At 73.3% G+C, this 21558-nt stretch carries 24 protein-coding genes; 12 read left to right on the forward strand and 12 right to left on the reverse strand.

Translation table 11 applies throughout. The annotated features are described in order from the left end of the window. Window positions 1-27 precede the first annotated feature (27 nt). Window positions 28-2328 (forward strand): putative bifunctional diguanylate cyclase/phosphodiesterase, encoded by a 2301-nt coding sequence (locus tag ACQP00_RS18715; RefSeq protein WP_433220764.1) that lies wholly within the window; start codon window positions 28-30, stop codon window positions 2326-2328. Here ACQP00_RS18715 and ACQP00_RS18720 read toward each other — a convergent pair. Both ACQP00_RS18720 and ACQP00_RS18725 read right to left on the reverse strand, forming a co-directional pair. After that, entirely contained in the window at window positions 2259-3551 is a 1293-nt protein-coding gene (locus ACQP00_RS18720; RefSeq protein ID WP_433220766.1) for an acyltransferase family protein, read from the reverse strand. The two genes, ACQP00_RS18715 and ACQP00_RS18720, sit on opposite strands and share 70 nt — an antisense overlap. Window positions 3552-3634: 83 nt before the next feature. Continuing rightward, complete coding sequence (locus tag ACQP00_RS18725; protein ID WP_433220768.1) at window positions 3635-4837, reverse strand: PQQ-binding-like beta-propeller repeat protein; 1203 nt, start codon at window positions 4835-4837, stop codon at window positions 3635-3637. 61 nt (window positions 4838-4898) lie between these two features. Between ACQP00_RS18725 and ACQP00_RS18730 the strand changes: the two genes are divergently transcribed. Next, window positions 4899-5573, forward strand: a complete 675-nt coding sequence (locus ACQP00_RS18730) for a FadR/GntR family transcriptional regulator (RefSeq protein ID WP_433220770.1) — start codon at window positions 4899-4901, stop codon at window positions 5571-5573. Beyond that, window positions 5570-6367, forward strand: coding sequence for an ABC transporter ATP-binding protein (locus tag ACQP00_RS18735; protein WP_433220772.1), 798 nt, complete (start codon window positions 5570-5572; stop codon window positions 6365-6367). Before ACQP00_RS18730 ends, ACQP00_RS18735 begins: the two co-directional genes overlap by 4 nt. Here ACQP00_RS18735 and ACQP00_RS18740 read toward each other — a convergent pair. Together ACQP00_RS18740 and ACQP00_RS18745 are read right to left on the reverse strand one after the other, a co-directional pair. Further along, entirely contained in the window at window positions 6356-6742 is a 387-nt protein-coding gene (locus ACQP00_RS18740; RefSeq protein ID WP_433220774.1) for a hypothetical protein, read from the reverse strand. The two genes, ACQP00_RS18735 and ACQP00_RS18740, sit on opposite strands and share 12 nt — an antisense overlap. 5 nt (window positions 6743-6747) lie before the next feature. Continuing rightward, window positions 6748-8187 carry a peptide MFS transporter gene (locus ACQP00_RS18745; protein WP_433220776.1) on the reverse strand — a complete coding sequence of 480 codons (1440 nt, stop codon included), beginning with the start codon at window positions 8185-8187 and terminating at the stop codon, window positions 6748-6750. Window positions 8188-8365: 178 nt separating this feature from the next. On the opposite strand from ACQP00_RS18745, the gene ACQP00_RS18750 reads away from it, so the two are divergent. Beyond that, entirely contained in the window at window positions 8366-9463 is a 1098-nt protein-coding gene (locus ACQP00_RS18750; RefSeq protein ID WP_433220778.1) for a GH12 family glycosyl hydrolase domain-containing protein, read from the forward strand. A 162-nt stretch (window positions 9464-9625) separates the two neighbouring features. Here ACQP00_RS18750 and ACQP00_RS18755 read toward each other — a convergent pair whose 3' ends face one another. After that, window positions 9626-9892 (reverse strand): DUF1876 domain-containing protein, encoded by a 267-nt coding sequence (locus ACQP00_RS18755; protein WP_433220780.1) that lies wholly within the window; start codon window positions 9890-9892, stop codon window positions 9626-9628. Window positions 9893-10061: 169 nt separating this feature from the next. On the opposite strand from ACQP00_RS18755, the gene ACQP00_RS18760 reads away from it, so the two are divergent. Then, window positions 10062-10481 (forward strand): VOC family protein, encoded by a 420-nt coding sequence (locus ACQP00_RS18760; protein ID WP_433220782.1) that lies wholly within the window; start codon window positions 10062-10064, stop codon window positions 10479-10481. A 231-nt stretch (window positions 10482-10712) separates the two neighbouring features. Here ACQP00_RS18760 and ACQP00_RS18765 read toward each other — a convergent pair whose 3' ends face one another. The 3 genes from ACQP00_RS18765 to ACQP00_RS18775 all read right to left on the reverse strand — a co-directional run bounded on the left by ACQP00_RS18765 (window position 10713) and on the right by ACQP00_RS18775 (window position 13482). Continuing rightward, entirely contained in the window at window positions 10713-11852 is a 1140-nt protein-coding gene (locus tag ACQP00_RS18765; RefSeq protein WP_433220784.1) for a cation:proton antiporter, read from the reverse strand. Window positions 11853-12271: 419 nt separating this feature from the next. Beyond that, window positions 12272-12646, reverse strand: a complete 375-nt coding sequence (locus tag ACQP00_RS18770; protein ID WP_433220786.1) for a nuclear transport factor 2 family protein — start codon at window positions 12644-12646, stop codon at window positions 12272-12274. Then, on the reverse strand, window positions 12643-13482 hold the full coding sequence (locus ACQP00_RS18775) for a universal stress protein (protein ID WP_433220788.1): 840 nt from the start codon (window positions 13480-13482) through the stop codon (window positions 12643-12645). The genes ACQP00_RS18770 and ACQP00_RS18775 overlap by 4 nt, the downstream gene beginning before the upstream one ends. 92 nt (window positions 13483-13574) lie before the next feature. Here ACQP00_RS18775 and ACQP00_RS18780 point away from each other — a divergent pair, with 92 nt between their 5' ends. Next, window positions 13575-14576 (forward strand): zinc-dependent alcohol dehydrogenase family protein, encoded by a 1002-nt coding sequence (locus tag ACQP00_RS18780; protein WP_433220790.1) that lies wholly within the window; start codon window positions 13575-13577, stop codon window positions 14574-14576. Here ACQP00_RS18780 and ACQP00_RS18785 read toward each other — a convergent pair. The 4 genes from ACQP00_RS18785 to ACQP00_RS18800 form a co-directional block, all read right to left on the reverse strand. Then, entirely contained in the window at window positions 14573-15403 is an 831-nt protein-coding gene (locus ACQP00_RS18785; protein WP_433220792.1) for a universal stress protein, read from the reverse strand. The two genes, ACQP00_RS18780 and ACQP00_RS18785, sit on opposite strands and share 4 nt — an antisense overlap. 105 nt (window positions 15404-15508) lie before the next feature. Then, on the reverse strand, window positions 15509-16069 hold the full coding sequence (locus ACQP00_RS18790; RefSeq protein WP_433220794.1) for a hypothetical protein: 561 nt from the start codon (window positions 16067-16069) through the stop codon (window positions 15509-15511). An 85-nt stretch (window positions 16070-16154) separates the two neighbouring features. Next, a complete protein-coding gene (locus ACQP00_RS18795) occupies window positions 16155-17417 on the reverse strand; it encodes an FAD-binding oxidoreductase (RefSeq protein WP_433220796.1) in 1263 nt (420 codons plus the stop codon). Beyond that, on the reverse strand, window positions 17414-18262 hold the full coding sequence (locus ACQP00_RS18800) for an LLM class flavin-dependent oxidoreductase (protein WP_433220798.1): 849 nt from the start codon (window positions 18260-18262) through the stop codon (window positions 17414-17416). The genes ACQP00_RS18795 and ACQP00_RS18800 overlap by 4 nt, the downstream gene beginning before the upstream one ends. A 65-nt stretch (window positions 18263-18327) precedes the next feature. On the opposite strand from ACQP00_RS18800, the gene ACQP00_RS18805 reads away from it, so the two are divergent. Genes ACQP00_RS18805 through ACQP00_RS18830 form a run of 6 tightly spaced genes read left to right on the forward strand, consistent with a single transcriptional unit; the run spans window position 18328 to window position 21553 of the window. Continuing rightward, window positions 18328-18651, forward strand: a complete 324-nt coding sequence (locus ACQP00_RS18805) for a winged helix-turn-helix transcriptional regulator (protein WP_433220800.1) — start codon at window positions 18328-18330, stop codon at window positions 18649-18651. 56 nt (window positions 18652-18707) lie between these two features. After that, window positions 18708-19238: a hypothetical protein gene (locus ACQP00_RS18810; protein ID WP_433220802.1), complete on the forward strand. Its 531-nt coding sequence runs from the start codon at window positions 18708-18710 to the stop codon at window positions 19236-19238. A gap of 6 nt (window positions 19239-19244) precedes the next feature. Beyond that, window positions 19245-20195, forward strand: coding sequence for an SRPBCC family protein (locus ACQP00_RS18815; protein ID WP_433220804.1), 951 nt, complete (start codon window positions 19245-19247; stop codon window positions 20193-20195). Continuing rightward, window positions 20192-20566 carry a gas vesicle protein GvpJ gene (gene gvpJ / locus ACQP00_RS18820; RefSeq protein ID WP_433220806.1) on the forward strand — a complete coding sequence of 125 codons (375 nt, stop codon included), beginning with the start codon at window positions 20192-20194 and terminating at the stop codon, window positions 20564-20566. The genes ACQP00_RS18815 and gvpJ overlap by 4 nt, the downstream gene beginning before the upstream one ends. Window position 20567: 1 nt before the next feature. Then, window positions 20568-21335: a GvpL/GvpF family gas vesicle protein gene (locus ACQP00_RS18825; RefSeq protein ID WP_433220808.1), complete on the forward strand. Its 768-nt coding sequence runs from the start codon at window positions 20568-20570 to the stop codon at window positions 21333-21335. Next, window positions 21332-21553: a gas vesicle protein GvpG gene (locus tag ACQP00_RS18830; protein WP_433220810.1), complete on the forward strand. Its 222-nt coding sequence runs from the start codon at window positions 21332-21334 to the stop codon at window positions 21551-21553. Before ACQP00_RS18825 ends, ACQP00_RS18830 begins: the two co-directional genes overlap by 4 nt. The last annotated feature ends 5 nt before the right edge of the window (window positions 21554-21558 follow it).

The following is a 21558-nucleotide window of genomic DNA, read 5'->3' on the forward strand; positions in this document are numbered from 1 at the left end:
TCCGGCCGGCGCGGCCGACGTCAGGGCGTGGTGCGAACTCATGGTGTGATCCAGGCGTACGGCTCGCTGGTCGCCGCCGCAGCGATGCTCGCCGCGAGTGCGGCGTGGGTGATCGCCGGCATCGGGCATGTGTGGAGCCATCCGGTCGTCGGCTGGTTGCCGTTGCCCGTGGTCGCGCTGCTCGCCGCGCGCGCGTGCTGGACGGCGGCCCGGCGGGGCGACCTCGACCAGGCGACGCGGCGGTTCTGGCGGCATCTCGGTCTCGCCTCGGTGCTGCTCGCCCTCGGCACGATCGCCAACGCGGTCGACGCCACCGGCGGGGCGGAGCCGTCGCAGAAGGTCGGGCCGTTCACCCTCGCCGGCTACCTGTCCGTGCTCGGGACCGTCCTGTTCGCGCTGCTGCGGCTGCCGTCGTGGCAGCGCAGCCGCAGCGACTGGATCCGCTTCGGCATCGACGCCTTCGTGGTGCTGATCACGGTCAGCGCGGTGCTGTGGCACTTCATCCTCCGCGACCACCGCGGCTGGGTCGGGCAGACCGGCAACGCCGGCGCGATGCTCTCGATCAGTCTGGTCGCGTTCGTGTCCATGGCGACGTTCGTGAAGGTCGCGTTCGCCGGGGCCGGACGGCTCGACCGGCGGGCCCTGCGCATCCTGGCCGGCGGGGCGGCGGTCAGCGCCGGGTTCGGCAGCCTGACGCCGCTGCTGGTCGCGCGGCCGTACCTGTCCACGAGCCTCGTCTCGGTGCCGATCGCGGCCCTGGCCATCCACCTGGCCGCGACGAGCCAGTTGCGCGCCGCCGACGGGCCGGCCGAGAAGCCGCGCAAGCGCCGGATCAGCATCGTGCCGTTCCTGGCCGTCGCCGGGGCCGACGGGCTGCTGCTGGCGACCAGCACCAACCAGCCCGGCGAGGTCCGCGCGATGGAGGCGGTCGCCGTCGCGCTCACCGGCCTGGTCATCGTCCGGCAGATCATCGCCCTGCGCGACAACCAGCGGCTGCTGACCACCGTCGACGCCCAGCTGCGCGAGCTGCACCGCTACCAGGACCGGCTCACCCACCAGGCGACCCACGACGCGCTGACCGACGCGGGCAACCGGATCCTGTTCGAGGAGTACACCCGGCGCCTGCTGGCCGAGGACCGCCGCTTCCGCGTCGCGCTGCTCGACCTCGACGACTTCAAGCTGGTCAATGACCGCCTCGGCCACCACGTCGGCGACCGGCTCATCACCGCCACCAGCACCCGCCTCGCGGCGACGGTCGGCGACCACGGCACCGTCGTGCGCCTCGGCGGTGACGAGTTCGCGTTGGTACTGACCGATGCCCACGACGTCGAGCCCCTCCTGGCCGGCGTGGTGGCGGCGGTCCAGCAGCCGGCCGACCTCGACGGCACCGTCGTCACCCCCGGCGTGAGCATGGGCGTCACCGACTCCCGCCCCGGCGACGACCCGGCGGAACTGCTGCGCCGGGCCGACGTCGCCATGTACGCGGCGAAGGGCTCCGGCGGGCGGCACTGGCAGTGGTTCGACCCGGGCATGGACCTCGCCGGGGCCGAGGCCGCCCGGCTCTCCGAGGACCTGCGCACCGCGCTGCGCGACGAGCAGTTGTTCCTGCTGTACCAGCCGATCGTGGAACTGCCCTCGGGCCGCCCGGCCGGGGCCGAGGCGCTGCTGCGCTGGCAGCACCCGACGCGCGGGCTGGTGCCGCCGGACGTGTTCATCCCGCTGGCCGAGCGCAGTGGGGCGATCGACGAGATCGGCACGTGGGTGCTCGGGCAGGCGTGCCGGCAGCTCGCCGACTGGCGGTACACCCACGGCGAGAACGGTCCGCGGATCAGCGTCAACGTCTCGGCCCGCCAGCTCGCCGACCCGGGCTTCGTGGACACGGTCGTGGCCATCCTGCGCCGGACCGGCGCCGACCCGGCCGGGCTGATCCTGGAGGTGACGGAGACCGCGGTGCTCAACACCGAGATCGCCGCCGACCAGTTGCGCCGGCTCAAGGAACTCGGGCTGCGGGTCGCCCTGGACGACTTCGGCACCGGGCACTCCTCGCTGAGCCTGCTGCTGAACTGCCCGGTCGACGTGCTCAAGGTGGACAAGTCGTTCGTCAGCGGGGCGGCGGCGGGCAGCGCGGGCGCGGTCATCGTCAAGAACCTCATCGGCTTCACGACCGACTTCGGCATCGACGCGGTGGCCGAGGGCGTGGAGACCGCGGAGCAGGCCGAGCGCCTCCACGCCGCCGGCTACCGCCTGGCCCAGGGCTATCACTTCGGCCGGCCGATGAGCGCGGCTTCATTTGCGGCCGCTTTCACGCGTTCCTTCGTCGGCACCTGAGCGTAGGCGAGGAACCCGAGCGAGCAGACCAGGGCGACCAGGCCGCCGTCCAGGGCCGCGCCGTGCTGCCAGGCCCACGCGATGCCGGCCGCGGCCAGCGCGATCCCGGCCAGCGCCGTTGCCGGTCGGGCGTGCGTGCCGAGGGCGGGCAGCCGCACCGACTCGAAGCGGTGGAACACCCGGACCAGGCCGACGAGGATCGCCACGCAGCCGACCAGCCACAGTGGACGGACGAGCCACCACTGTGGACCGGACTCCGGCAGCAGCAGGGCGGGCGCGACCAGTCCGGCGCCGACCAGCAGTACCATCGCGGGCAAATGCCAGAGGTAGATGGTCATCAGCGGCTTGTTGGCCTCGTCGAGCGTGCGCCGCCAGCGCTCGGTGCGCAGCGCCCCGCCGAACCGCCGCCCCAGCCAGGTGATCGCGGCGAATTGGGCCACCGCGAGGGCGACCAGGGCGCCGGTGGGCGGCGCGAGATTCGACACCGGCACGTCACTGAGGCCGATCATCGACGGTGGGTACGGGCCGAGCGCCACCATGCCCACGCACGTGGCCACGGCGCCGATCCCGGCCGCGGCGAGGGTTCCGGGCCGCGCCGAGCGCACCGCGCCGAGGGCGTAGGCGATGCCGAGCTGGTGCGCGAACAGCCAGACGAACGCGTAGTTGAGCACCGCGGCCCACTCGTGCCCGGCGAAGCGCACCGCGTCGACGCCCAGCGCGGCCGCCGCCAACGCCGCCGGCACGCCCCAGCCGAAGCGCCGCTGGGCCGCCACCATCGCCGGGGCGAGCGCCAGCACACCGAGGTAGACGGCGAGGAACCACAGCGGCTTCATTGCCGACAGGCTGACCGCGCGGCCGATCTGCGGGTGCCCGAGCCCGCCGGCCGCGCTCGCGACCAGCGCGACGACGCCGACGAGGACGACGGCCGGCACGACCAGCCGCGCCCCGCGCACCGCGAGGTACTGCGCGAACCGCCCCCGGTACGCGCCGGCGACCGCGGTGTTGGCCACCCCGCCGGCCAGGAAGATGACCGGCATGACCTGGATGCACCAGCTCGCGATCCAGGCCGCCGGGCCGCTGGGCAGGATCTCGACCCGGATCTGCCCGCCCGGCGCGGTGATGAGCGGCGTGAGCCAGTGCATGCCGAGCACGACGCCCATCGCGAGCACCCGCAGCAGGTCGATGAACGGATCCCGGACGGGCTTGGTGACAACGGCGGTCATGCCTACGATCCTTCAAAATCCGGGCCCCGAAGTCGGTACCCCGGACCCCCGAATGTGCGGGGGGTAAGCCCCACGCCGCGGGGTCAGGCCGGCACCTCCCAGACCCCGGCCCGGCTCGCGTCCAACCGGCACACCAGCAGCGCCCCGGTGATGAAGCAGTCCTGCGGATCGGCCTTGGCGTCGGCCCGGCCGAGCACCTTCGCCCGGCCGGTCGCCGGGTCGAGGACGCCGAGCAGCGGGCCGCCGGCGACGATCAGGCGGGGCTCGTCCAGGGCTCCGACGGGCGTCCAGCCGTCGAGCCGGGCGACCTGCCGGCCGGTGGCGGGCTCCAGGATGCGAATGCCGTCGGTACCGGGCGGCGCCATGAGGTACCGGCCCGTCAGGCGCACCCCGGACGGCGGCCCGTCCATCTTCCACAGCTCGCGGCCGGTGTCGCGGTCGAGCACGGTCGTCGGGCCCTGTTCGTCGCCGGTGCACAGCATCGGCCCGCACCAGAGCAGGTAGGCGGCCTTGTGCTCCCACAACCGCCGGCCGGTCGTCAGGTCGAACACGGTGGCCCGGTCGCCGGTGCGGTAGGCGAGCAGCCGGTCACCGGAGAGCGCGAACCCGTCGACGGCGCCGGGGCTCTCGAGGGTGACGGTGCGCACGACGGCGCCGGTGTCGGCGCGGTGCAGCCGCAGCGTGCCGCCGGCGTCGAGCACGGCGATCTGGACGCGCAGGTCGCCGGTGAACACGAGCCGCTGCGCGCCGCCCAGGGGCGGTTCGAGCGACCAGCGCGCGGCCCCGGTGGCCGGGTCGAGGCCGGCCATGTCCAGGGTGCCCGCGGCCGCGACGTGCTGGGCGAGCACGACGCCGTCGGCGCAGGTGCAGCCGTGGACGGCCGGGATCCAGCCGCTCTTGCGCCAGACCTCCGCTCCGGTACCGGCGTCGAGCCCGATCAGCACCGGATCGTTCAGGACGCTGACGACGACCCGCGTCGCGCCGGTGTACACCAGGTGTGCGCCCTCCGGCACCGGCGCCGACCACGCGCGGGCGCCGCCGGGCAGGCGGAACGCGGCGAGGATTCCGGCCGACATCACGTACATCGTGGACACGTCCCCGGCCACGGCGCTGATCCGGTCGCCCGCCAGGATCGCCACCGGGTCCCGGGCCGGCGCCGCGCCCGAGCCGCCGACCAGCAGCGGCACCAGCAGGATCGCGGCGGCCCACCAGCGGCGGTGGCGGGCGGGCCGCGGTCGTTCCGGGTCGTCGGCGGGGCGCGCGTCAAGATCGATGACCGTCGTCACGGATACATCATCGCGCAGCCGCGGGTTGTACAAATGTCGGACATCTGCATAGGATCTTGGCGTGTCGTTGCGCGGTCCCGTCCGGCAGGCGCCCCTGGTCATGCAGGTGGCCGAGCAGTTCCGGACGCTCATCCGCTCGGGAAGCTGGCCGGTCGGGCAGAAGATCCCCGGGGAGCATCAGCTGGCCGAGGAGCTCGGGGTCAGCCGCGGTACCGTCCGCGAGGCCCTCCGCGCGCTCAGCGTCACCGGCCTGCTCGACCCGCGCATCGGCGACGGCACCTATGTGCGCGCGACGGACGAGATCACCGGCGTGCTCGTGCGCGACGAGGTGGCCGCCGCGCTCACCCCCGTGCTCGACGTGCGCGCCGGGCTGGAGGCGGCCGCCGCCCGGCTCGCCGCGCGGCACGCGACCCCCGGCGCCGTCGCGGACCTCGACGCGGCGCTCGCCGCCCGGGCCGCCGCCCACGAGGCGCGCGACCGGGCCGGCTACGTGGCCGCGGACGCCGACTTCCACCGCGGGGTCGTGGTCGCGAGCGGGAATCCGTTGCTGCTGCGGCTGTACGACGCCGTCGCGGGCGCGATCCACCAGTCCATCGAGGACACCGCCGTCTTCCCCGAGGACCCCGCGGTGCGCGATGCCCACGCGGCCATCGTGCAAGCGATCCGCGACCGGGACGCGGACGGAGCCGTCGCCGCGTCCTACCGGCTCATCGACGGCGTGAAGGGATCGATGTGAGCGTCCTGCGGCTGCACCGGGTCACGTTCCGGCGCGAGGGCAAGGAGATCCTGCACGGCGTCGACTTCACCGTCGAGGCGGGCGAGCACTGGGCGATGCTCGGGCCCAACGGCGCCGGCAAGAGCACGGTGCTCGGGTTCTGCGGCGCGGTGACCCACCCGACGACCGGCTCCGTGCAGGTGCTCGGCCACGAACTCGGGCGGGTCGAACTGCAGGCGCTGCGCCGGTCGATCGGGCACGTGAATCCGCGCCACCCGCTGCGATCGCCGCTGACGGTCGGGCAGGTGGTGCTGACGGGCATCACGGGTACCGTCGAAACACCCAATCGCTGGGAACCGACCGCCGCCGAGCGGGCCCGCGCGCACGAGCTCATCGACCTGCTCGGCCTGGGCCCGCGGATCGGCGACCGGTGGCCGACGCTGTCGCAGGGCGAGCGCGGGCGGACCCTCATCGCCCGGGCGCTCATCGCCGGGCCGCGGCTGCTGCTGCTCGACGAGCCGTCGACCGGCCTCGACGTGGCCGCGCGCGAGCAACTGCTGGACACCGTCGCGATGCTGCCGCGGACCCATCCGGGGCTCACGTCGGTGCTGGTCACGCACCACTTGGAGGAGCTGCCGGAGACCACGACGCACGCGCTGATCCTGGCCGGCGGCCGGGTCGTCGCGGCCGGACCGGCGACCGAGGTGCTCACGAGCGCGACCATCTCGGCGGCGTTCCGGCACGAGATCGAGGTCGAGCACCGCGACGGCCGGTGGAGCGCCCGCACCGCCCGCCCGGCCGCGTCACGACGCTAGGTTGCGCACCGACGCGGCGACGACGGCCAGGCCGGTCGGATCGTCGGCCCCGTACCGGGCCAGCGCCGCCCGGTCGAGCTGGCGGACCAGGCCGGAGACGGTCACCAGGTCGTCGACCGCGACGGTCACCGCCGCGTCGGACACGACGAGCTGCCCGGACGGCGGCAGGTCCACATCGGCGATGAGAAACGCGTGCGCGCCGAACACCTGGGACACCGCGGCGGTCAGCTCGACCTGCGTGCCGGCCCGCAGCCGCGGCACGAACTTCGACGGGGCGGCGGTCGACGTCGGCGCCGGGTCCGCCCGCCCGCGCGAGCACCCGCCGGTCAGCAGCACGGCGACCAGCGCGGCCACCAGCACATTGACCGCTCTCATTGTTTTCAGCGTACGCCGCTGAGCAGGCGCCGGACCAGGGGCGTGAGCGCGGCCAGCAGCGCGCCGAAGAGCAGGGCGGTGGCGCCGAGGATGCCGAAGTAGGCGACCTCGTGCTCGGTGCTGTAGTAGCGCGCGAGCACCCCGGACAGCGCCGTGCCCAGGGCCACCGACAGGAAGAACAGCGCGACCGTCTGGGTCCGGAACGCGGCTGGCGCGACCTTGGTGGCCAGCGACAGCCCGACCGGGGAGAGCAGCAGCTCGGCGACGGTGAACACGAGCAGGATGCCGGCCAGGGCGAGCAGCGGCGCGCTGTTGGGGCCGCCGCCCGCGAGGGGCAGGAACAGCAGGAACGCGGCGCCCATCAGCGCGGTACCGGCGGCGAATTTGACGGGCGTCGAGGGCTGGCGGTCGCCGAGGCGGGTCCACAGCGCCGCGAACGCGCCCGACAGCACGATGATGAAGACCGGGTTGATCGACTGCACCCAGGAGACCGGCATCTCCCAGCCGAACAGGTCGCGGTCCAGGCGCTGGTCCGAGTAGATCGTGACGACCGTGAACTGCTGCTGGTACAACGACCAGAACACGGTGCTGGCGAGAAACATCGGCAGGAAGCCCAGCATCCGCCGGCGTTCGAGGCCGGAGACCGCGCGGCTGGAGAGGATGACGGCGAAATAGGCCGCGGCGGCGACGGCGCTCACGACCACGACGGCGGTCGCGAGCCGGCCCGCGGGCAGCAGCCCGGTGGCGACGACCACCGCGATCAGGGCGACGACGGCGAGCGCGACGGCGACCACCAGCGGACGGCGCCCGGGCGGCAGCGGATTGGGCACCTCCCGGGCCGGTCCACTGAGCTGTTTCCTGCCGATGGTGTACTGCACGAGCCCGATCGCCATCCCCAGTGCCGCCAGCCCGAAGCCCCAGTGGAATCCGGCCTCCTGCTGCAGCAGTCCCGTGAGCAGCGGCCCGACCAGCGCGCCGAGGTTGATGCCGAGGTAGAACAGCGAGAAGCCGGCGTCGCGGCGCGGGTCGTCCTCGGCGTAGAGGGTGCCCACGAGCGAGGTGGCGTTGGCCTTGACCCCGCCGCTGCCGATCGCGATGAGCACCAGCCCGACCGCGACCCCGAGCAGCCCCGGCAGCAGCGCGAGCGAGATGTGCCCGGCCATCACCAGCACCGCGGCGGCGAACAGCACCCGCTCCGGGCCGAGCAGCCGGTCGGCCACCCAGGCGCCCAGGATCGTGGAGAGATAGACCGCGCCGCCGTACGCCCCGACGATGCTGGTCGCCGTGTCCTCGTCGATGCCGAGCCCGCCGCGGGCCGCCGAGTAGTAGAGGTAGATCAGCAGGATGCCCTGCATGCCGTAGAACGAGAACCGTTCCCACAGCTCGACCCCGAACAGGTTGGCCAGAACGCGCGGCTGCCCGAAGAACGTACCCGGCTCGCTCATACCCATCCCGGCTACCCGCCGACGGCCCGAGTATGCGTGTTCGACGATGTACGTTTCACATTCCCCGAAGCGCCCTGAGCAGCGATAACGGTAAATGTCATGCCGTCGTGTCGCCGCTTTCCGCGAGGTTGCCTAGCGTCCGCGTCCAGGAGTGTTTCCGCATGCAAGGAGGGAACCCATGGGCAAAGCGCTGCGCGTCATCGCGGCGGCCGGCCTGTTCGCCGCGGGCGTGGTGGCGGTGGTGAGTGCCGCATCGCCGGCCAGTGCCGACACACAGATCTGCGAGCAGTACGGCTCCACCACGATCGGTGGCCGCTATGTCGTCATGAACAACAACTGGGGCAACAGCGCCCAGCAGTGCATCAACGTCACCAACAGCGGCTTCTCGATCTCCCAGATCAACGCGAACAAGCCGACGAACGGGGCGCCGGCGTCGTACCCGGCGATCTACATCGGCTGCCACTACAGCAACTGCTCGCCGGGCACCAACCTGCCGATCCAGATCAGCGCGATCAGCTCGGCGAACACCAGCATCTCGTACAGCTATGTCGGCGGCACGTTCGACGCCGCCTACGACATCTGGCTCGACCCGACGCCGAAGACCAACGGCGTCAACGCGACCGAGATCATGATCTGGTTCAACCGCCAGGGCTCGATCCAGCCGGTCGGCTCCCGGGTCGGCACCGCCAGCGTCGCCGGCCGCTCGTGGGAGGTCTGGCAGGGCAACAACGGCGGCAACGACGTGGTCTCCTACGTCGCGCCGTCGGCCATCTCCAGCTGGAGCTTCGACGTCAAGTCCTTCATCAACGACGTCGTCTCCCGCGGCAAGGCCACCAACTCCTGGTACCTCACCAGCATCCAGGCCGGCTTCGAGCCGTGGATCGGCGGCCAGGGCCTCGCCGTGACCTCCTTCTCCGCCGCGGTCAACGGCGGCGGGACCAACCCCACCACCCCCGGCAACCCGACCACCCCCGGTGGCGGCGGCCAGGCGGGCTGCTCCGCCACCTACCGCACCATCAACAGCTGGCAGGGCGGCTTCCAGGGCGAGGTGACCGTACGCAACACGGGCTCCTCGGCCATCTCGGGCTGGACCACGACCTGGTCGGGCGCGAACGCGTCGATCAGCTCCCTGTGGAACGGCCGCGTGACGTCAACCTCCCCGGTGACGGTGCGCAACGAGACGTACAACGGCAACGTCGGCGCCAACGGCACCACCACCTACGGCTTCACCGCGAGCGGCACCGCGCCGTCCTCGGTGAGCTGCGCGACCGCGTAAAACACCGGGGCCGGCCCCTTCTGCTTGGGGCCGGCCCTCGGGGTTTCGGCCGGGCTCAGCTCAGCTCCGGCTCTCGGGGTTCCGCCGGGCTCAGCTGTGCTCCGGCTCTCGGGGTTTCGGCCGGGCTCGGCTGAGCTCCGGCCTTCGGGGTTTCGGCCGGGTTCAGCTGAGCACGGCCGGAATCCTGGTCACCGCCTCGATGTCCGCCGCGGTCGTGAGCAGCAGCCGATGCCCCAGGTCGTTCAGCGCCCGGGCCGCCGCCAGCTCGTCGCCGATCTCGGGAATGTCCAGATCGGCCGGGTTGAGCCGGGCACACCCGGTGCCGACCAGGAGGCTGTCGTCCTCCATCCGCAGCCGGGCCTCCGCCGCCGTGTTGCCGCTCTCCTCATCGATGACGATGTCGATCGTCCATCGCTTGGCCACCGTCATGACGACCTCCAAGCCGCTCCGGGGACGCACCGTCAACGCCCACCTCACCCGTGCGCCTACCCCGAACCCACCGGCTGACACGCCGCCACACCTCCCAGCTTCAACCGCTCGGGTCCGGACGACCGATTCGTTCAAGACGGCGGCGCGGGGCGGCGGGCAGACTGGCGGCATGGAGCATGGGCTGAACATGATCACGCTCGGGGTGGCGGACGTTGCCAGGGCCCGGGCGTTCTACGAGGCGCTCGGCTGGCAGGGCACCGGCGGCGACAACGGCGACCCGGTCTTCTTCGCCCGCCGCGGCATGATCGTCGCCATCTGGGACCGGGCCAAGCTGGCGGAGGACTCGGCGGTCGCGGTCGGCACCGGCTGGGGCGGCGTCACCCTCGGCACCTGCGTGCCGTCCGACGACGAGGTACGCGAGCTCACCGAGAAGGCGCGCGCGGCCGGCGGCACCGTCGCGCGCGAGCCCGGGAAGACGTTCTGGGGCGGGTACGACTCGATCGTCATCGACCCCGATGGGTACCCGTGGGAGATCGCCCGCAACCCGGCCTGGACCAGCACCGAGGACGGTGGGATCAGCCCGGGGTGAGCAGGGACGGGGTCGCCGGCCGAGTACCCCACCTCGGCCATGCCCCGGCGCCGCAGCTGCCGGCCCGACAGCGCCACCCGGGTGTCCGCCACCCGCGCCCGGCCGGGCCGGCGCCACTACCTCGGTGAGCTGCGCGACCGCGTAGGGATTGCTTGATGCCGGCCCCGTCGCTCGCCGCGGCGGGGCCGGTTTCACGTATTTGGGGCCGCCCGAGAAACGGCGCGGCCGGTTTCACGTATTTGGGGCGGTCGTGGCCCGGGCGGCTCGGGATGCGGCGACGGTCGCGACGGCCATCGTCACGAGTGCGCCCAGCACCAGGGCGGCGGGTTCCCCGGGGGCCAGGAGGCGCTCCTCGCTGCCGAGTGTGGCGGCCGCGACAGGCACGCCGACCTGGGCGGCGGCGAGCCCGGCCAGGGGGATCGGCTGCCCGGTCGCGAGCGGCGCGAAATGGGTGACCGCGGCCCCAATTCCGAGCGCAACGCCGAGCCCGATGAGCGCGGGCCGGGCCCCGAGCGCCCGCACGTCGAGCGAGGCCCCGAGCCAGACGAAGAACACCGGCCCGATGAACCCCTCGGTGACCGCGAACAGTTGCTTCGCGAGCCGGCGGGGCTCCCCGACGGCCGCCACGGCCAACCCGAACCCAAATCCGGCCAGCATCACGGAGACCCGGGCGGCCTGGGCAATGGCGGCGAGCCCGAACAACAGCGCCAGGTTGATCCGCAGCTCGAGCGCGAACTTCCGCCGCTCCGACAGCCGATGCAGCCGCTTGCGCCAGCCGCGCCGCTCCACCAGCCGCAGTCCGAAGTACAACAGGACCGAACAGCCGACCAGGATCCCGGCCCCGACCGCGGACCGCCCGGCCCGCCCGGGATCGATGGCCAGCGGCAACGCCATGATGCAGAGCGCGTCGGCGAGTGCCACCTGCGGCAGCAACGCCAGCACGGCAGGCCCGCCCAGCCCCGCGGCGTTGACGATCGGCAGAATCAGCGCGGCCGAGGAGGAGGCGAGCAGCACCACGTAGAGCGCAACATGCCCGGTCCCGAACCCACGGGCAATCACGAACGCCACGGGCACGGCCGCGACGGCGACGAGCCCGGCCCGGAACGCCCCGACCGGCAGGGCGGTGCGCATCGCCGGTTCGCGGATCGGCACATGGGATCCGGCGACGAACATGACCAACGCGAACCCGACGTTGGCCAGAAACGCGAACGCCGGCTCATCGGTGTGGAGCACACCGGCCCCGGTCGGCCCGAGCGCGACCCCGGCGAGCAGCTCACCGAGGATGACGGGCAGGCCCCAGCGCCGCGGCAGGGCCAGCAACGGACCGAGCAGCCCGGCGACCGAGATCAGGGCCAGCAGGCCGAGGCTCACCCCGGACTCCCCCTCCCCACGCCGCACACCCTGCCGCCACTGTAGAGCCGCCCCCGATGACCCGAAACCCGCTTCACGCGAATCCGGCCGCGTTCAGCCGCTGCGCCGAATCCGGCCGCATTCACCTACTGGGCCGAATCCGGCCGCGTTCAGCCACTGAACCAGTTCGACCTAACGGGAGCCCTGCACTGGAAGCGCGCCTTCGACGAGGCGGTTCAGCGGCCGCACGGGAACGCCTTCACCGCCGTCGTACGCCGTCCACGCCCGCGGGCCGTCGAAGCGCCACGCCCGCCCCGCCGCATCGGCCACGTCGTCGCCCGCCGGCGTGAAGGGCATGAGCGCCGCAGGACGTCCCCGGGGCGGTACGCGGTGGGCGGCACCGCTCAGATCGGGGCGATGTGGGCGGTGGGCGGCATCGGTTAGACCGGGGCGATGTGGGCGGCCAGAATGCGCCACCGGCCGGCGCTGTCGCGAATCCAGGTCCGGGTGTACCGCAGCCGCGCCGAGAACGGCTCGCCCGCGTAAGTGCCGCTGACGGTACCCAGGAAGAACGTCACCCCCGCATCGCCCGCGTGCACGGCGAGCAGGGATTCCTCGACGAGGGTCGCGATGACCGAGGTGCCCTCGCGGTGCGCGGACAGGTCCTCGGCCTTCGTGTGTTCGCCGCCGTCCGGGCCGATGGCGATCAGGCGGTCGTCCAGCAATGCGTCGAGGGCGGCCACGTCGCTCGTGCGCTGGGCGGACTGCAGGCGGCGGTCGGCGGCCAGGAGCTCTTCGATCACGGCATCGGTCATGTCCCCAAACTACTGGTGACGTGGGGCGAGGTGTGGGCGACCAGCACCGGGCAGGCCGCGTACCGCAGGACGCCGTCCACCACCGACTCGCCGTTCGCGCAGCCGGTGCCGACGACCAGTAGGCCGGCCCACTGCGACGCCACCGCCAGGGCCTCCACCGCGTCGCCGGGTTCGCTGCGGACGTCGACCTCGACCGCCGGGTACTCGGCCTTCCAGCGGGCCGCGGCCTCGTCGAGGGCGGCCTGGACGGCCAGTTGCTCGGCGTGCAGGTCGGCGCCGCGGTCCGCGCCCGGGCGCCACAGGTCGGGGTGGGTCCAGGCCTGGATGATGACGAGGGGGACGCCGCGGGCGGCCGCCTCCTCGAAGGCCAGGCGCAGGGCGCGGCGGGAGGCCTCGGAGTCGTCGAAGCCGGTCACCACGGGAGCGCTCAGCGGCAGGGTCGCGTCCGGAGCCGCCCAGCGGTCCGCCGCGTGCACGATGAGGACCGGCGCCTCGGCCTCGTCGGCCAGGGCCTGGCTCACCGGGCCCATCGGCTGCTCCTCGCCGGGTTCGGTGCCGCGGCCGCCGACCACGATCAGCCGCGCGTCGCGGGCCAGGTCGCGCAGGACGTCGACCGGGGCGCCGTGGTGGGTCCGCGCCTCGGCGGCGATCCCGCAGCGCCAGCGCCTCGCCTCCTCGGCCGCCTGCTCGGCGAGGCCGGCGTCCCGCGGGTCGACCGCGACCACGAGCAGCGTGCGGCCGCTGCGGCCGGCCTCGTCGGCGGCCCACCGCAGGGCGCCCATGCTGTGGGCCGAGCCGTCGACCCCCACGACGACCGGGCCATATCGGTACGTCATCGCAGTACTCCTTCCGAAACGATCCCCACATCCGATGCTGCCCCTCCGCGGGGCGAGGGTTCAGGGCCGAACGGCACGCGACACTGAGAACCATGGCGACGATGACCGCGTGGCAGGTCCACGCGCCCGGGCCGATCGGCGGGCATCCGCTGCGGCGGGTCGAGAAGCCGGTACCCGAACCGGGCCCCGGCGAGGTGCTCGTGCGCGTCCGGGCGTGTGCCGTCTGCCGGACCGACCTCCACCTGGCCGAGGGTGACCTGACCCCGAAGCGGCCCGGCACCACGCCCGGGCACGAGGTCGTCGGCACGGTCGAGGCGCTCGGCGACGGGGTGAGCGACATGCCGGTCGGGACCCGGGTCGGCGTGGCGTGGCTGCGGTGGACGTGCGGCAGGTGCCGGTACTGCCGGCGCGGCGCCGAGAACCTGTGCCCGTACTCGCGCTACACGGGCTGGGACGCGGACGGTGGCTACGCGCAGTACTGCACCGCCCCCGCCGGCTACGTCTACCGGCTGCCCGAGGGCTACGGCGACGAGGAGGTCGCGCCCCTGCTGTGCGCGGGCATCATCGGCTACCGGGCCCTGCGCCGCAGCGACCTGCCCGAGGGCGGGCGGCTCGGCCTGTACGGCTTCGGGGCCTCGGCCCACCTCGCCTGCCAGGTCGCGGTCGCGCAGGGAGCCACCGTGCACGTGGTGACCCGCTCGCCGGCCGCCCGGGAGCTCGCCCTGTCGCTCGGCGCCGCCTCGGCCGACGCCACCGCGCCGCCCGAGCCGCTCGACTCGGCGATCCTGTTCGCGCCGGTCGGCACGCTGGTGCCGCCGATGCTGGCCGCGCTGGACCGGGGCGGCACGCTCGCCATCGCCGGCATCCACCTGACCGACATCCCGTCGCTGAATTACGAGGAGCACCTGTTCCAGGAGCGAACCATGCGCAGCGTCACCGCCAACACGCGCGCGGACGGGCGCGAGTTCCTGGAGATCGCCGAGCGGCACCGGCTGCGGGTGACGGTCACGCCGTACCCGCTCGACGCCGCCGAGGACGCCCTCGCCGATCTCGCCGCGGACCGGGTCACCGGCGCGGCCGTGCTGACCACCTAGCGAACCACGGCGACCGGGCAGGCGGCGTGCTGGACGGCGATCTGGCTGACCGAGCCGAGCAGCAGGCCCCGGAAGCCGCCGCGCCCGCGGGAGCCGACCACGAGCAGTTCGGCACCCGCGGACCGCTCGGTGAGCCGCTCGGCCGCGCCGCCGCGCACCAGCTCCTGGCGGAAGTCGACGTCGGGGTACTTCCCGCTCCACCCCGCGGTCGACTCCGCGAGAGTGCGCCGTTCCAGGTCCTCGAGGTCGTCACGGTCGTAGGCGAGCACGGCGGTCAGACCGATGCCACGGTACGACGCCTGCTCGAACGCGAACTGCAGGGCCCGATCGGCGTCGTGGGAGCCGTCGACCCCGATCACCACCCGCCCGGCCTCGGGCCCGGGTGCCCGGTCGGCCTCCCGGACGATGACGACCGGGCACGAGGCGTGGGCGGCGAGCTCGATGCTCACCGAACCCAGCAGCAGCCCGGCGAAGCCGCCCCGGCCCCGGTTGCCGACCACGAGCGTGTCGGCCCGCTCGGACGCGCGCAGGAGCGGCTGGGCCGGTGACTCGATCTGGATGCTGGTCGTCAGCCGTACTCCGGGCGCGGTCGCCTGCGCCCGCTCCGAGGCCTCCGAGACGATGGCGGCGGCCGCCTCGTGCATGCCCCGTTCCAGCTGGGCGAGGGCCTGCGCGGCGATCGGGGCGTACACCGGAAGCCTTGTGAACGTGTGCGCGATGTGCAGCGGCCGTGCCCGCCGGGACGCGTCGGCGGCCGCCCAGACGACCGCCTGCAGGCTCTCGCGCGAGCCGTCGACGCCCACGACGACGCTGTGTTCTGGAATCATCGCGAGGCCCTACCCGCTGGACGGCATCCAACGCGCGGAGGCCCCGGGACGCTGGGGGGTCGCGTCCCGGGGCCTCACGGTCTTGCGTGTTCAGACCTTTGTGGTTCAGATGAGCCAGCGGTTCTTCTGCACGATCGGGAGCTTGGCCCAGCGCTTGCCCAGGCCCCAGGTCTGGCCGGCGTAGGCGGCGGCGCTGACGATCATGACGATGGCGTAGACGACGTGGTAGTCGACGACCGGGTTCGACGAGCCGCTCGCGGGCGGGAACTCGGCCAGCCACATGAAGGCCATGAGCACGGTGCCGGCGACGGCGGCGACGCGCAGGCCGATGCCGGCGATCAGGGCGATGCCGATGCCGAGCAGGCCGAGCATGAAGCCCCAGTTGGCGTACCAGGTGCCGGCGATGGTGTGGAAGAAGCCCTGCAGCGGGCCGACGTCGACCGAGCTGAGGAAGCCCTTGGTCGGCGAGCCGCCGTGGATCCAGGCCTTGGCCGACGGGGTCGAGTAGCCGAGGCCGAAGGCCTTGTCGAGGAACGCCCAGAGGAAGACGAACCCGGTGGCGTACCGCAGGATCGCCAGACCCCGCGCCGCGGTCCTGGTGAGCATGCTCCCGGGCGCCTCGACGTGCTCGAGCCGGCTCGCCCGCTGGTTGGTGGTGGCGCTCATCTTCGGCCTCCTGGTGCCGTGTTCCTCGTTGACACCTATATCGTCGGCCCGCAGGCGTGCCCAGCGCCCGTGCCGGACCGCCCGACTAGCCCGGGCCGAAAGTCCCGGGCCGCAGCAGGCCCTCGGGGTCGTACCGGTCCCACGCGGCCGCCACCCGCTCGCCGGTCCGGCCGGGATAGACGCGCGCGAACGCGGCCCGGTCCCGGGCGCTCTCGAAGTTCACGTACGCCCCGCCAGCGCTCCCGGCCAGGCCCCGCCACTGCGACTCCAGCGCCGCGCGGCTCTGGGGCGGGAACACCGAGGCGAGGACGAGCACGTTCTGGTGCCGGTGCGCGTAGGCGGTCGCATCGGCCGCCACGTCGTTGACCGCGCCGCCGACCGAGCGCAGCTGCACCAGCGACCGTCCGGAGTGGACGAGCCCCATGACCGCCTCGGCCGGCAGCCGGGTGAACAGGCCGTTGGTGAGCGTCACCGGCTGCTGGCCCACGTTCGGGTGCTTGTGCGCCGGCGACACCAGCGCCGGATAGGGCACCACGTCGACCCGGCTGTCCAGCAGCGGCCCGATCTCGCGCAGCGGTTGCAGGACCTTCCGCACCCGCCCCGCGTTGCCGTCCGCGACCACGGCCGTCACCTGTACGACCGCCGATCCGCCGTCGCGGAACACGGTGACCGCGGTGGTGAGCTCGCGCGGCGCACCCTCCAGTGTGGACGCCCAGCGGCGCAGCACGCCGCCGTCCCGGCCGGCCGCGAACACGAACTGGCCCACGCCGACGTCGCGGACGCGGGCCGCGGTGATCTCGAACGCGGTGACGATCCCGGCCCCGGCGCCCGCGCCGCGCACCGTCCACAGCAGCTCCGGGTCGTGCTCGGCGTCGGCCCGGGCCAGGCGGCCGTCGGCGAGCACGACGTCGGCCGCCCGGACGTGGTCGATCGTGAGCCCGTACGAGCGCACGAGCCAGCCGATGCCGCCGCCGGTGACGAGTCCGCCGACGCCGACGTTGCCGTGGTCACCGGCGCTGATCGCGAGCCCGTGCCGGCCCAGCACCGCGGCCACGTCGGCCCAGCGTGCGCCGGCGCCGACCCGCACCAGTCCGGCGTCGCGGTCCAGCACGGTGACCTCGTCCATGGTGGACAGATCGACGACGAGGCCGCCGTCGTTCGTGGCGGTGCCCGCCAGGCCGTGCCCGCCGCTGCGCACAGCGATCGCCAGGTCGTGCGTGCGGGCGTGGCCGAGCGTGTCGGCGACCTCGGAAGCGGAGCGCGGCAACGCGATTGCGGCCGGCGTCCCGCGTTTCGTGTATGTCGAGCGCAGCGCGGAGTACCGCCGGTCGGCCGGTCCGACGATCATCGCCCGGCCTCCACGGCGGCCCGCACGGCCGGGACGACCTCGGCCGCGAACCGGTCCAGCTGCCGCCGCGGCGCGTCGGTCGGCCAGAACACGAACGTGTCGAAGCCGAGCTCCAAGGCCCACTCGGTGAGATGCGCGGCGTCGGCGAGCGGCCCGATGACGTTGTAGACGCGCCGCACGTCGCTCGGTCGCCGGCCCGCGGCCAGCGCGGCCTCGTCGATGCGCCGCTGCTTGGCGGGCACCTCGGCCGGCGGCACGTAGATGTTCAGCGGCGAGATCCAGCCGTCGCTCAGCGCCCCGGTCACCGCGAGCATGCGCGGGCCCTGGCTGCCCAGCCACAGCGGGACGGGGCGCGGTGGCAAGGGCCCGCCGTCGTACCCCTCGATCGTGTGCTGCTCCGACGCGAGGCGGACCCCCTGCCCGGCCAGGGCGGCCCGCATGACCTGCAGGGCCTCCGCGGTGTACGTCACCATGTCCCCGCGGGATCGCCGTGCGCCGCCCATCGCGGCGATGGCGTCCGTGCTGGCCCCGCCGCCGACGCCGAGGGTGACCCGCCCGCCGGTGAGCACGGACAGCGACGCCGCCGCCTTGGCCAGCATGGCCGGCGGCCGCAGCTGCAGGTCGGCGACGTCGGTGACGAACGTGACGGTCTCGGTGTGCGCCGCGAGGTGGCTGATGAGGGTCCAGGCGTCGAGGTGCCCGGGCTGGTAGGGGTGGTCCTGCACCGCGAGGTAGTCCAGGCCGTGGGCCTGTGCGGCGCGGGCGAGGCGGCGGGTCTCCGGCAGGCGGTCGGCCGCCGGGTCCAGGCTCAGCCCGAAGGTGATCGGGTGTCCGTAGTCGGTCATGCCGTCCACGATGCGACCGCGAAGTACCGTGGCCAAACTCCTGGTGAGTTACTAACCTTCGGTAAGTGAGTATCGACGAACCGAGCTGCCGCGTCTTCGCCGACGCGCTGGAACTCGTGGGGCGGCGCTGGACCGCGGCCGTGTTGCTGGCCGCGCACCGGGGCGCGCGCCGCTTCGGCGAGTATCGATCGGCCATCGAGGGCATCTCCGACCGGCTGCTCGCGCTGCGGCTGAAGGAGCTGGAGCAGGAGGGCCTGGTGGCGCGCACGGTCATCCCGAGCACGCCGGTGCAGATCCGCTACGCGCTCACCGATGAGGGGGAACGGCTGTTGTCCGTCCTGCAACCCCTCATCGAGTGGAGTTACCGGCGAATGACGGTTTCGCCCTGAGGGGCCCGGGTAGCCGGGTTGATCTGGAAGCCCTCACACGAGCCGAGGGAGAAACCATGAACTGCAAGACACAGGTCGTTCTGGCTGCGGGTATCGGCTACCTGCTCGGGCGGCAACGCAAACTGCGCTGGGGCCTGCTGCTGGGTGCGGCCGCCGCGACCGGGCGGCTCAGCCGGCCCGGATCGGTGCTGGACCACGGGTTGCGCGCGCTGAAGTCGACGCCGGAGCTGGGCAAGCTCGGGGAGATGGGCGGCCCGCTGCTCGCCTCGGCCAAGGACGCCGCGATGGCCGCGGTGTCGAACCGGGTCGGGTCCATGAGCGACCGGCTGCGCGGCCGGGACGAGGACGAGGAGCCCGAGGAGGAGCCGCAGGAGGAGCGCAAGCCGGAGCAGCAGCAGAAGCGGGAGCCGGAGCAGAAGCGGGAGCGCCAGCGGGAGCCGGAACAGAAGCGGCAGCGGGAGCCCGAGCCGGAGCCGGAGCCGCAGGACGAGTACGAGGACGAGGAAGAGGACGACGACGAGCTCGCCACCGCCGGTCCGCCGCCGCGGCGCCGCCGGGCTCCGGTGCGTCGCCGCCGGGAGGAGTAGCGAGCCATGGCCAAGCAAGCGAGCGGCCAGATGTCCGGGCTGCTGGGAGAGCTCGCCACGGTCGTCGGCCGGCGTGCGGTCGACACGGCCGGCAAGCGGATGGGCTCGCTGACCGAGCGGCTGACCGAGTACGCGAGCGGTGGCGGCACCAAGATGAAGGCCGCGGCCGCCGGGGCCGAGAAGCTCGCCGAGGGCAAGTCGCCGATGCGGGCGGCGCTGTCCAGCGGCTGGGCCGGGCTCAAGGACAAGGTGAAGGGCGTCTTCGGCGGCGGCGGATCGAAGCCCAAGAAGCTCAAGCTCACCAACATCGAGGAGCAGCTGGACGTCGGGGTTCCGGTGCGGCTGGCGTACAACACATGGACGCAGTTCGCGGACTTCCCGAGCTTCATGAAGAAGGTCGAGAGCGTCGAGCAGGAGTCGGACGAGAAGACCAACTGGAAGGCGCAGGTGTTCTGGTCGCACCGCACGTGGGAGGCGACCATCGTCCAGCAGATCCCGGACTACAACATCGTCTGGAAGTCCAAGGGCGCCAAGGGCCACGTCGACGGCTCGGTCACCTTCCACGAGATCGGGCCGCGGATGACCCGCGTCATGCTGGCGATGGAGTACCACCCGCAGGGCCTCTTCGAGCGCACCGGCAACCTGTGGCGGGCCCAGGGCCGCCGCGCCCGGCTGGAGTTCAAGCACTTCCGCCGGCACGTGATGACCCAGTCGATCCTCGACCCGGAGGGCGTGGAGGGCTGGCGCGGCGAGATCCACGACGGCGAGGTGGTGAAGGACCACGAGACGGCGATGCGGGAGGAGCAGGCCGCGCACAACGGCCACAACGGCAACGCCCGCAACGGCAACGAGCACAACGGCAACGGGCACAACGGCAACGCGCACAACGGTAACGGCAATGGCAACGGCCACAACGGCACCGGCCACAGCCGTCACCACCGAAGGAGCCGGTCATGAGCAGCGGAGTCGTCGACCGTCCGACCTCGACGTCACTGGCCGAGGTCGTCGACACCATCCTCGACAAGGGCCTCGTGATCGACGCGTACGTGCGGGTGTCGCTCGTCGGCATCGAGCTGCTCACCGTCGACGCGCGGATCGTGGTGGCCAGCGTGGACACGTACCTGAAGTTCGCCGAGGCCGTCAACCGCCTGGACATCGCCCAGGAGAAGGCCGGCCTGCCCGAGCTCGTGCAGGACATGCAGGAGGGCGGGGCCAAGCACAAGACCAAGGGCGTGCTCGAGGCGGCCGGCGAGAAGGTTAAGGACATCGTCGAGCCGGCCGAGGAGCCCGAGCGGGTGCCGCGGCGCCGCCGGCGGGAGGAGGAGTGACATGGCCGCCGACTCGGCCGTCTACGTCTACGGCATCGTCCCGGCCGCGATCGAGACCGACCCGCAGGCCACCGGCATCGGCGGCGCGACGGTCACGGCGGTCCGCCACGGCGAGCTCGCCGCGCTCATCAGCGAGCTGGACCTCGACCGTCCACTGGGGACACCCGACGACCTGCTGGCCCACGAGGCGCTCTTGGACGAAACCGCCGCGGTGGTACCCGTCCTGCCGGTGCGGTTCGGCGCCGTCCTCGCCAACCGGACCGCGGTCGTGGACGAACTGCTCGCCACGCACCACGACGACTTTCTCGCGGCGCTGGCGGGGCTGGAGGGCAAGGCGCAGTACGTGATCAGCGCCCGCTACGTCGCCGACGCCGTCCTGCGCGAGGTGCTGGCGGCCGACCCGCGCATCGACCAGCTGCGCGCGGCCATCCGGGACCGGCCCACCGAGGCCGCCCGCGACGAGCGGATCGCGCTCGGCCGGCTGGTGCAGGGGGCCCTGGACGCCCGGCGTGCGGCCGACACCCGGGCCGTCGCCGACGCCGTCGCGCCCATCGCGACCGGGGTCGTCACCCGCGAGCCGCCCGGCGAGTACGGCGCGGCCGACGTGGCGATCCTGGCCGACCTGGCCCGCGAGGACGACCTGGAGCGGGCCGTGGCCGGGCTGGCCGAGCGGCGGGCCGGACAGCTGGAGGTGCGGCTGCTGGGTCCGCTCGCGCCCTACGAGTTCGTCGCCGATCTGCGCCCGGAGGCCCGGACATGGGACTCGTGAGCGCGTTGCTGACCGCCCCGCTCGCGCCCGTCCGTGTGGCGGTCTGGGTCGGTGAGCTGATCCGCGACGAGGTCGACCACGAGTTGTACGACCCGACGGTGATCCGGCGCGAGCTGCAGGAGGTCGACGAGGCCCGGGCGGCCGGGCGGATCGACGCCGCGACGGCCGACGAGCGCCAGCGTGAGCTGCTGAGCCGGTTGATCCGGCCGGCGGAGTAGGAGCC

The organism is Dactylosporangium sp. CS-047395, assembly GCF_050942185.1.
In the GTDB taxonomy this organism is placed as follows: domain Bacteria; phylum Actinomycetota; class Actinomycetes; order Mycobacteriales; family Micromonosporaceae; genus Dactylosporangium.

Coding starts and splice junctions, on each gene's coding strand:
- ACQP00_RS18745 (WP_433220776.1), bottom strand. CDS start 8,187: ATGAGCGAGCCGGGTACGTTCTTCGGGCAGCCGCGCGTTCTGGCCAAC.
- ACQP00_RS18755 (WP_433220780.1), bottom strand. CDS start 9,892: ATGACGGTGGCCAAGCGATGGACGATCGACATCGTCATCGATGAGGAG.
- ACQP00_RS18750 (WP_433220778.1), top strand. CDS start 8,366: ATGGGCAAAGCGCTGCGCGTCATCGCGGCGGCCGGCCTGTTCGCCGCG.
- ACQP00_RS18790 (WP_433220794.1), bottom strand. CDS start 16,069: ATGAGCGCCACCACCAACCAGCGGGCGAGCCGGCTCGAGCACGTCGAG.
- ACQP00_RS18775 (WP_433220788.1), bottom strand. CDS start 13,482: ATGACGTACCGATATGGCCCGGTCGTCGTGGGGGTCGACGGCTCGGCC.
- ACQP00_RS18825 (WP_433220808.1), top strand. CDS start 20,568: ATGGCCGCCGACTCGGCCGTCTACGTCTACGGCATCGTCCCGGCCGCG.
- ACQP00_RS18780 (WP_433220790.1), top strand. CDS start 13,575: ATGGCGACGATGACCGCGTGGCAGGTCCACGCGCCCGGGCCGATCGGC.
- ACQP00_RS18810 (WP_433220802.1), top strand. CDS start 18,708: ATGAACTGCAAGACACAGGTCGTTCTGGCTGCGGGTATCGGCTACCTG.
- ACQP00_RS18720 (WP_433220766.1), bottom strand. CDS start 3,551: ATGACCGCCGTTGTCACCAAGCCCGTCCGGGATCCGTTCATCGACCTG.
- ACQP00_RS18815 (WP_433220804.1), top strand. CDS start 19,245: ATGGCCAAGCAAGCGAGCGGCCAGATGTCCGGGCTGCTGGGAGAGCTC.
- ACQP00_RS18770 (WP_433220786.1), bottom strand. CDS start 12,646: ATGACCGATGCCGTGATCGAAGAGCTCCTGGCCGCCGACCGCCGCCTG.
- ACQP00_RS18760 (WP_433220782.1), top strand. CDS start 10,062: ATGGAGCATGGGCTGAACATGATCACGCTCGGGGTGGCGGACGTTGCC.
- ACQP00_RS18785 (WP_433220792.1), bottom strand. CDS start 15,403: ATGATTCCAGAACACAGCGTCGTCGTGGGCGTCGACGGCTCGCGCGAG.
- ACQP00_RS18800 (WP_433220798.1), bottom strand. CDS start 18,262: ATGACCGACTACGGACACCCGATCACCTTCGGGCTGAGCCTGGACCCG.
- gvpJ (WP_433220806.1), top strand. CDS start 20,192: ATGAGCAGCGGAGTCGTCGACCGTCCGACCTCGACGTCACTGGCCGAG.
- ACQP00_RS18740 (WP_433220774.1), bottom strand. CDS start 6,742: ATGAGAGCGGTCAATGTGCTGGTGGCCGCGCTGGTCGCCGTGCTGCTG.
- ACQP00_RS18795 (WP_433220796.1), bottom strand. CDS start 17,417: ATGATCGTCGGACCGGCCGACCGGCGGTACTCCGCGCTGCGCTCGACA.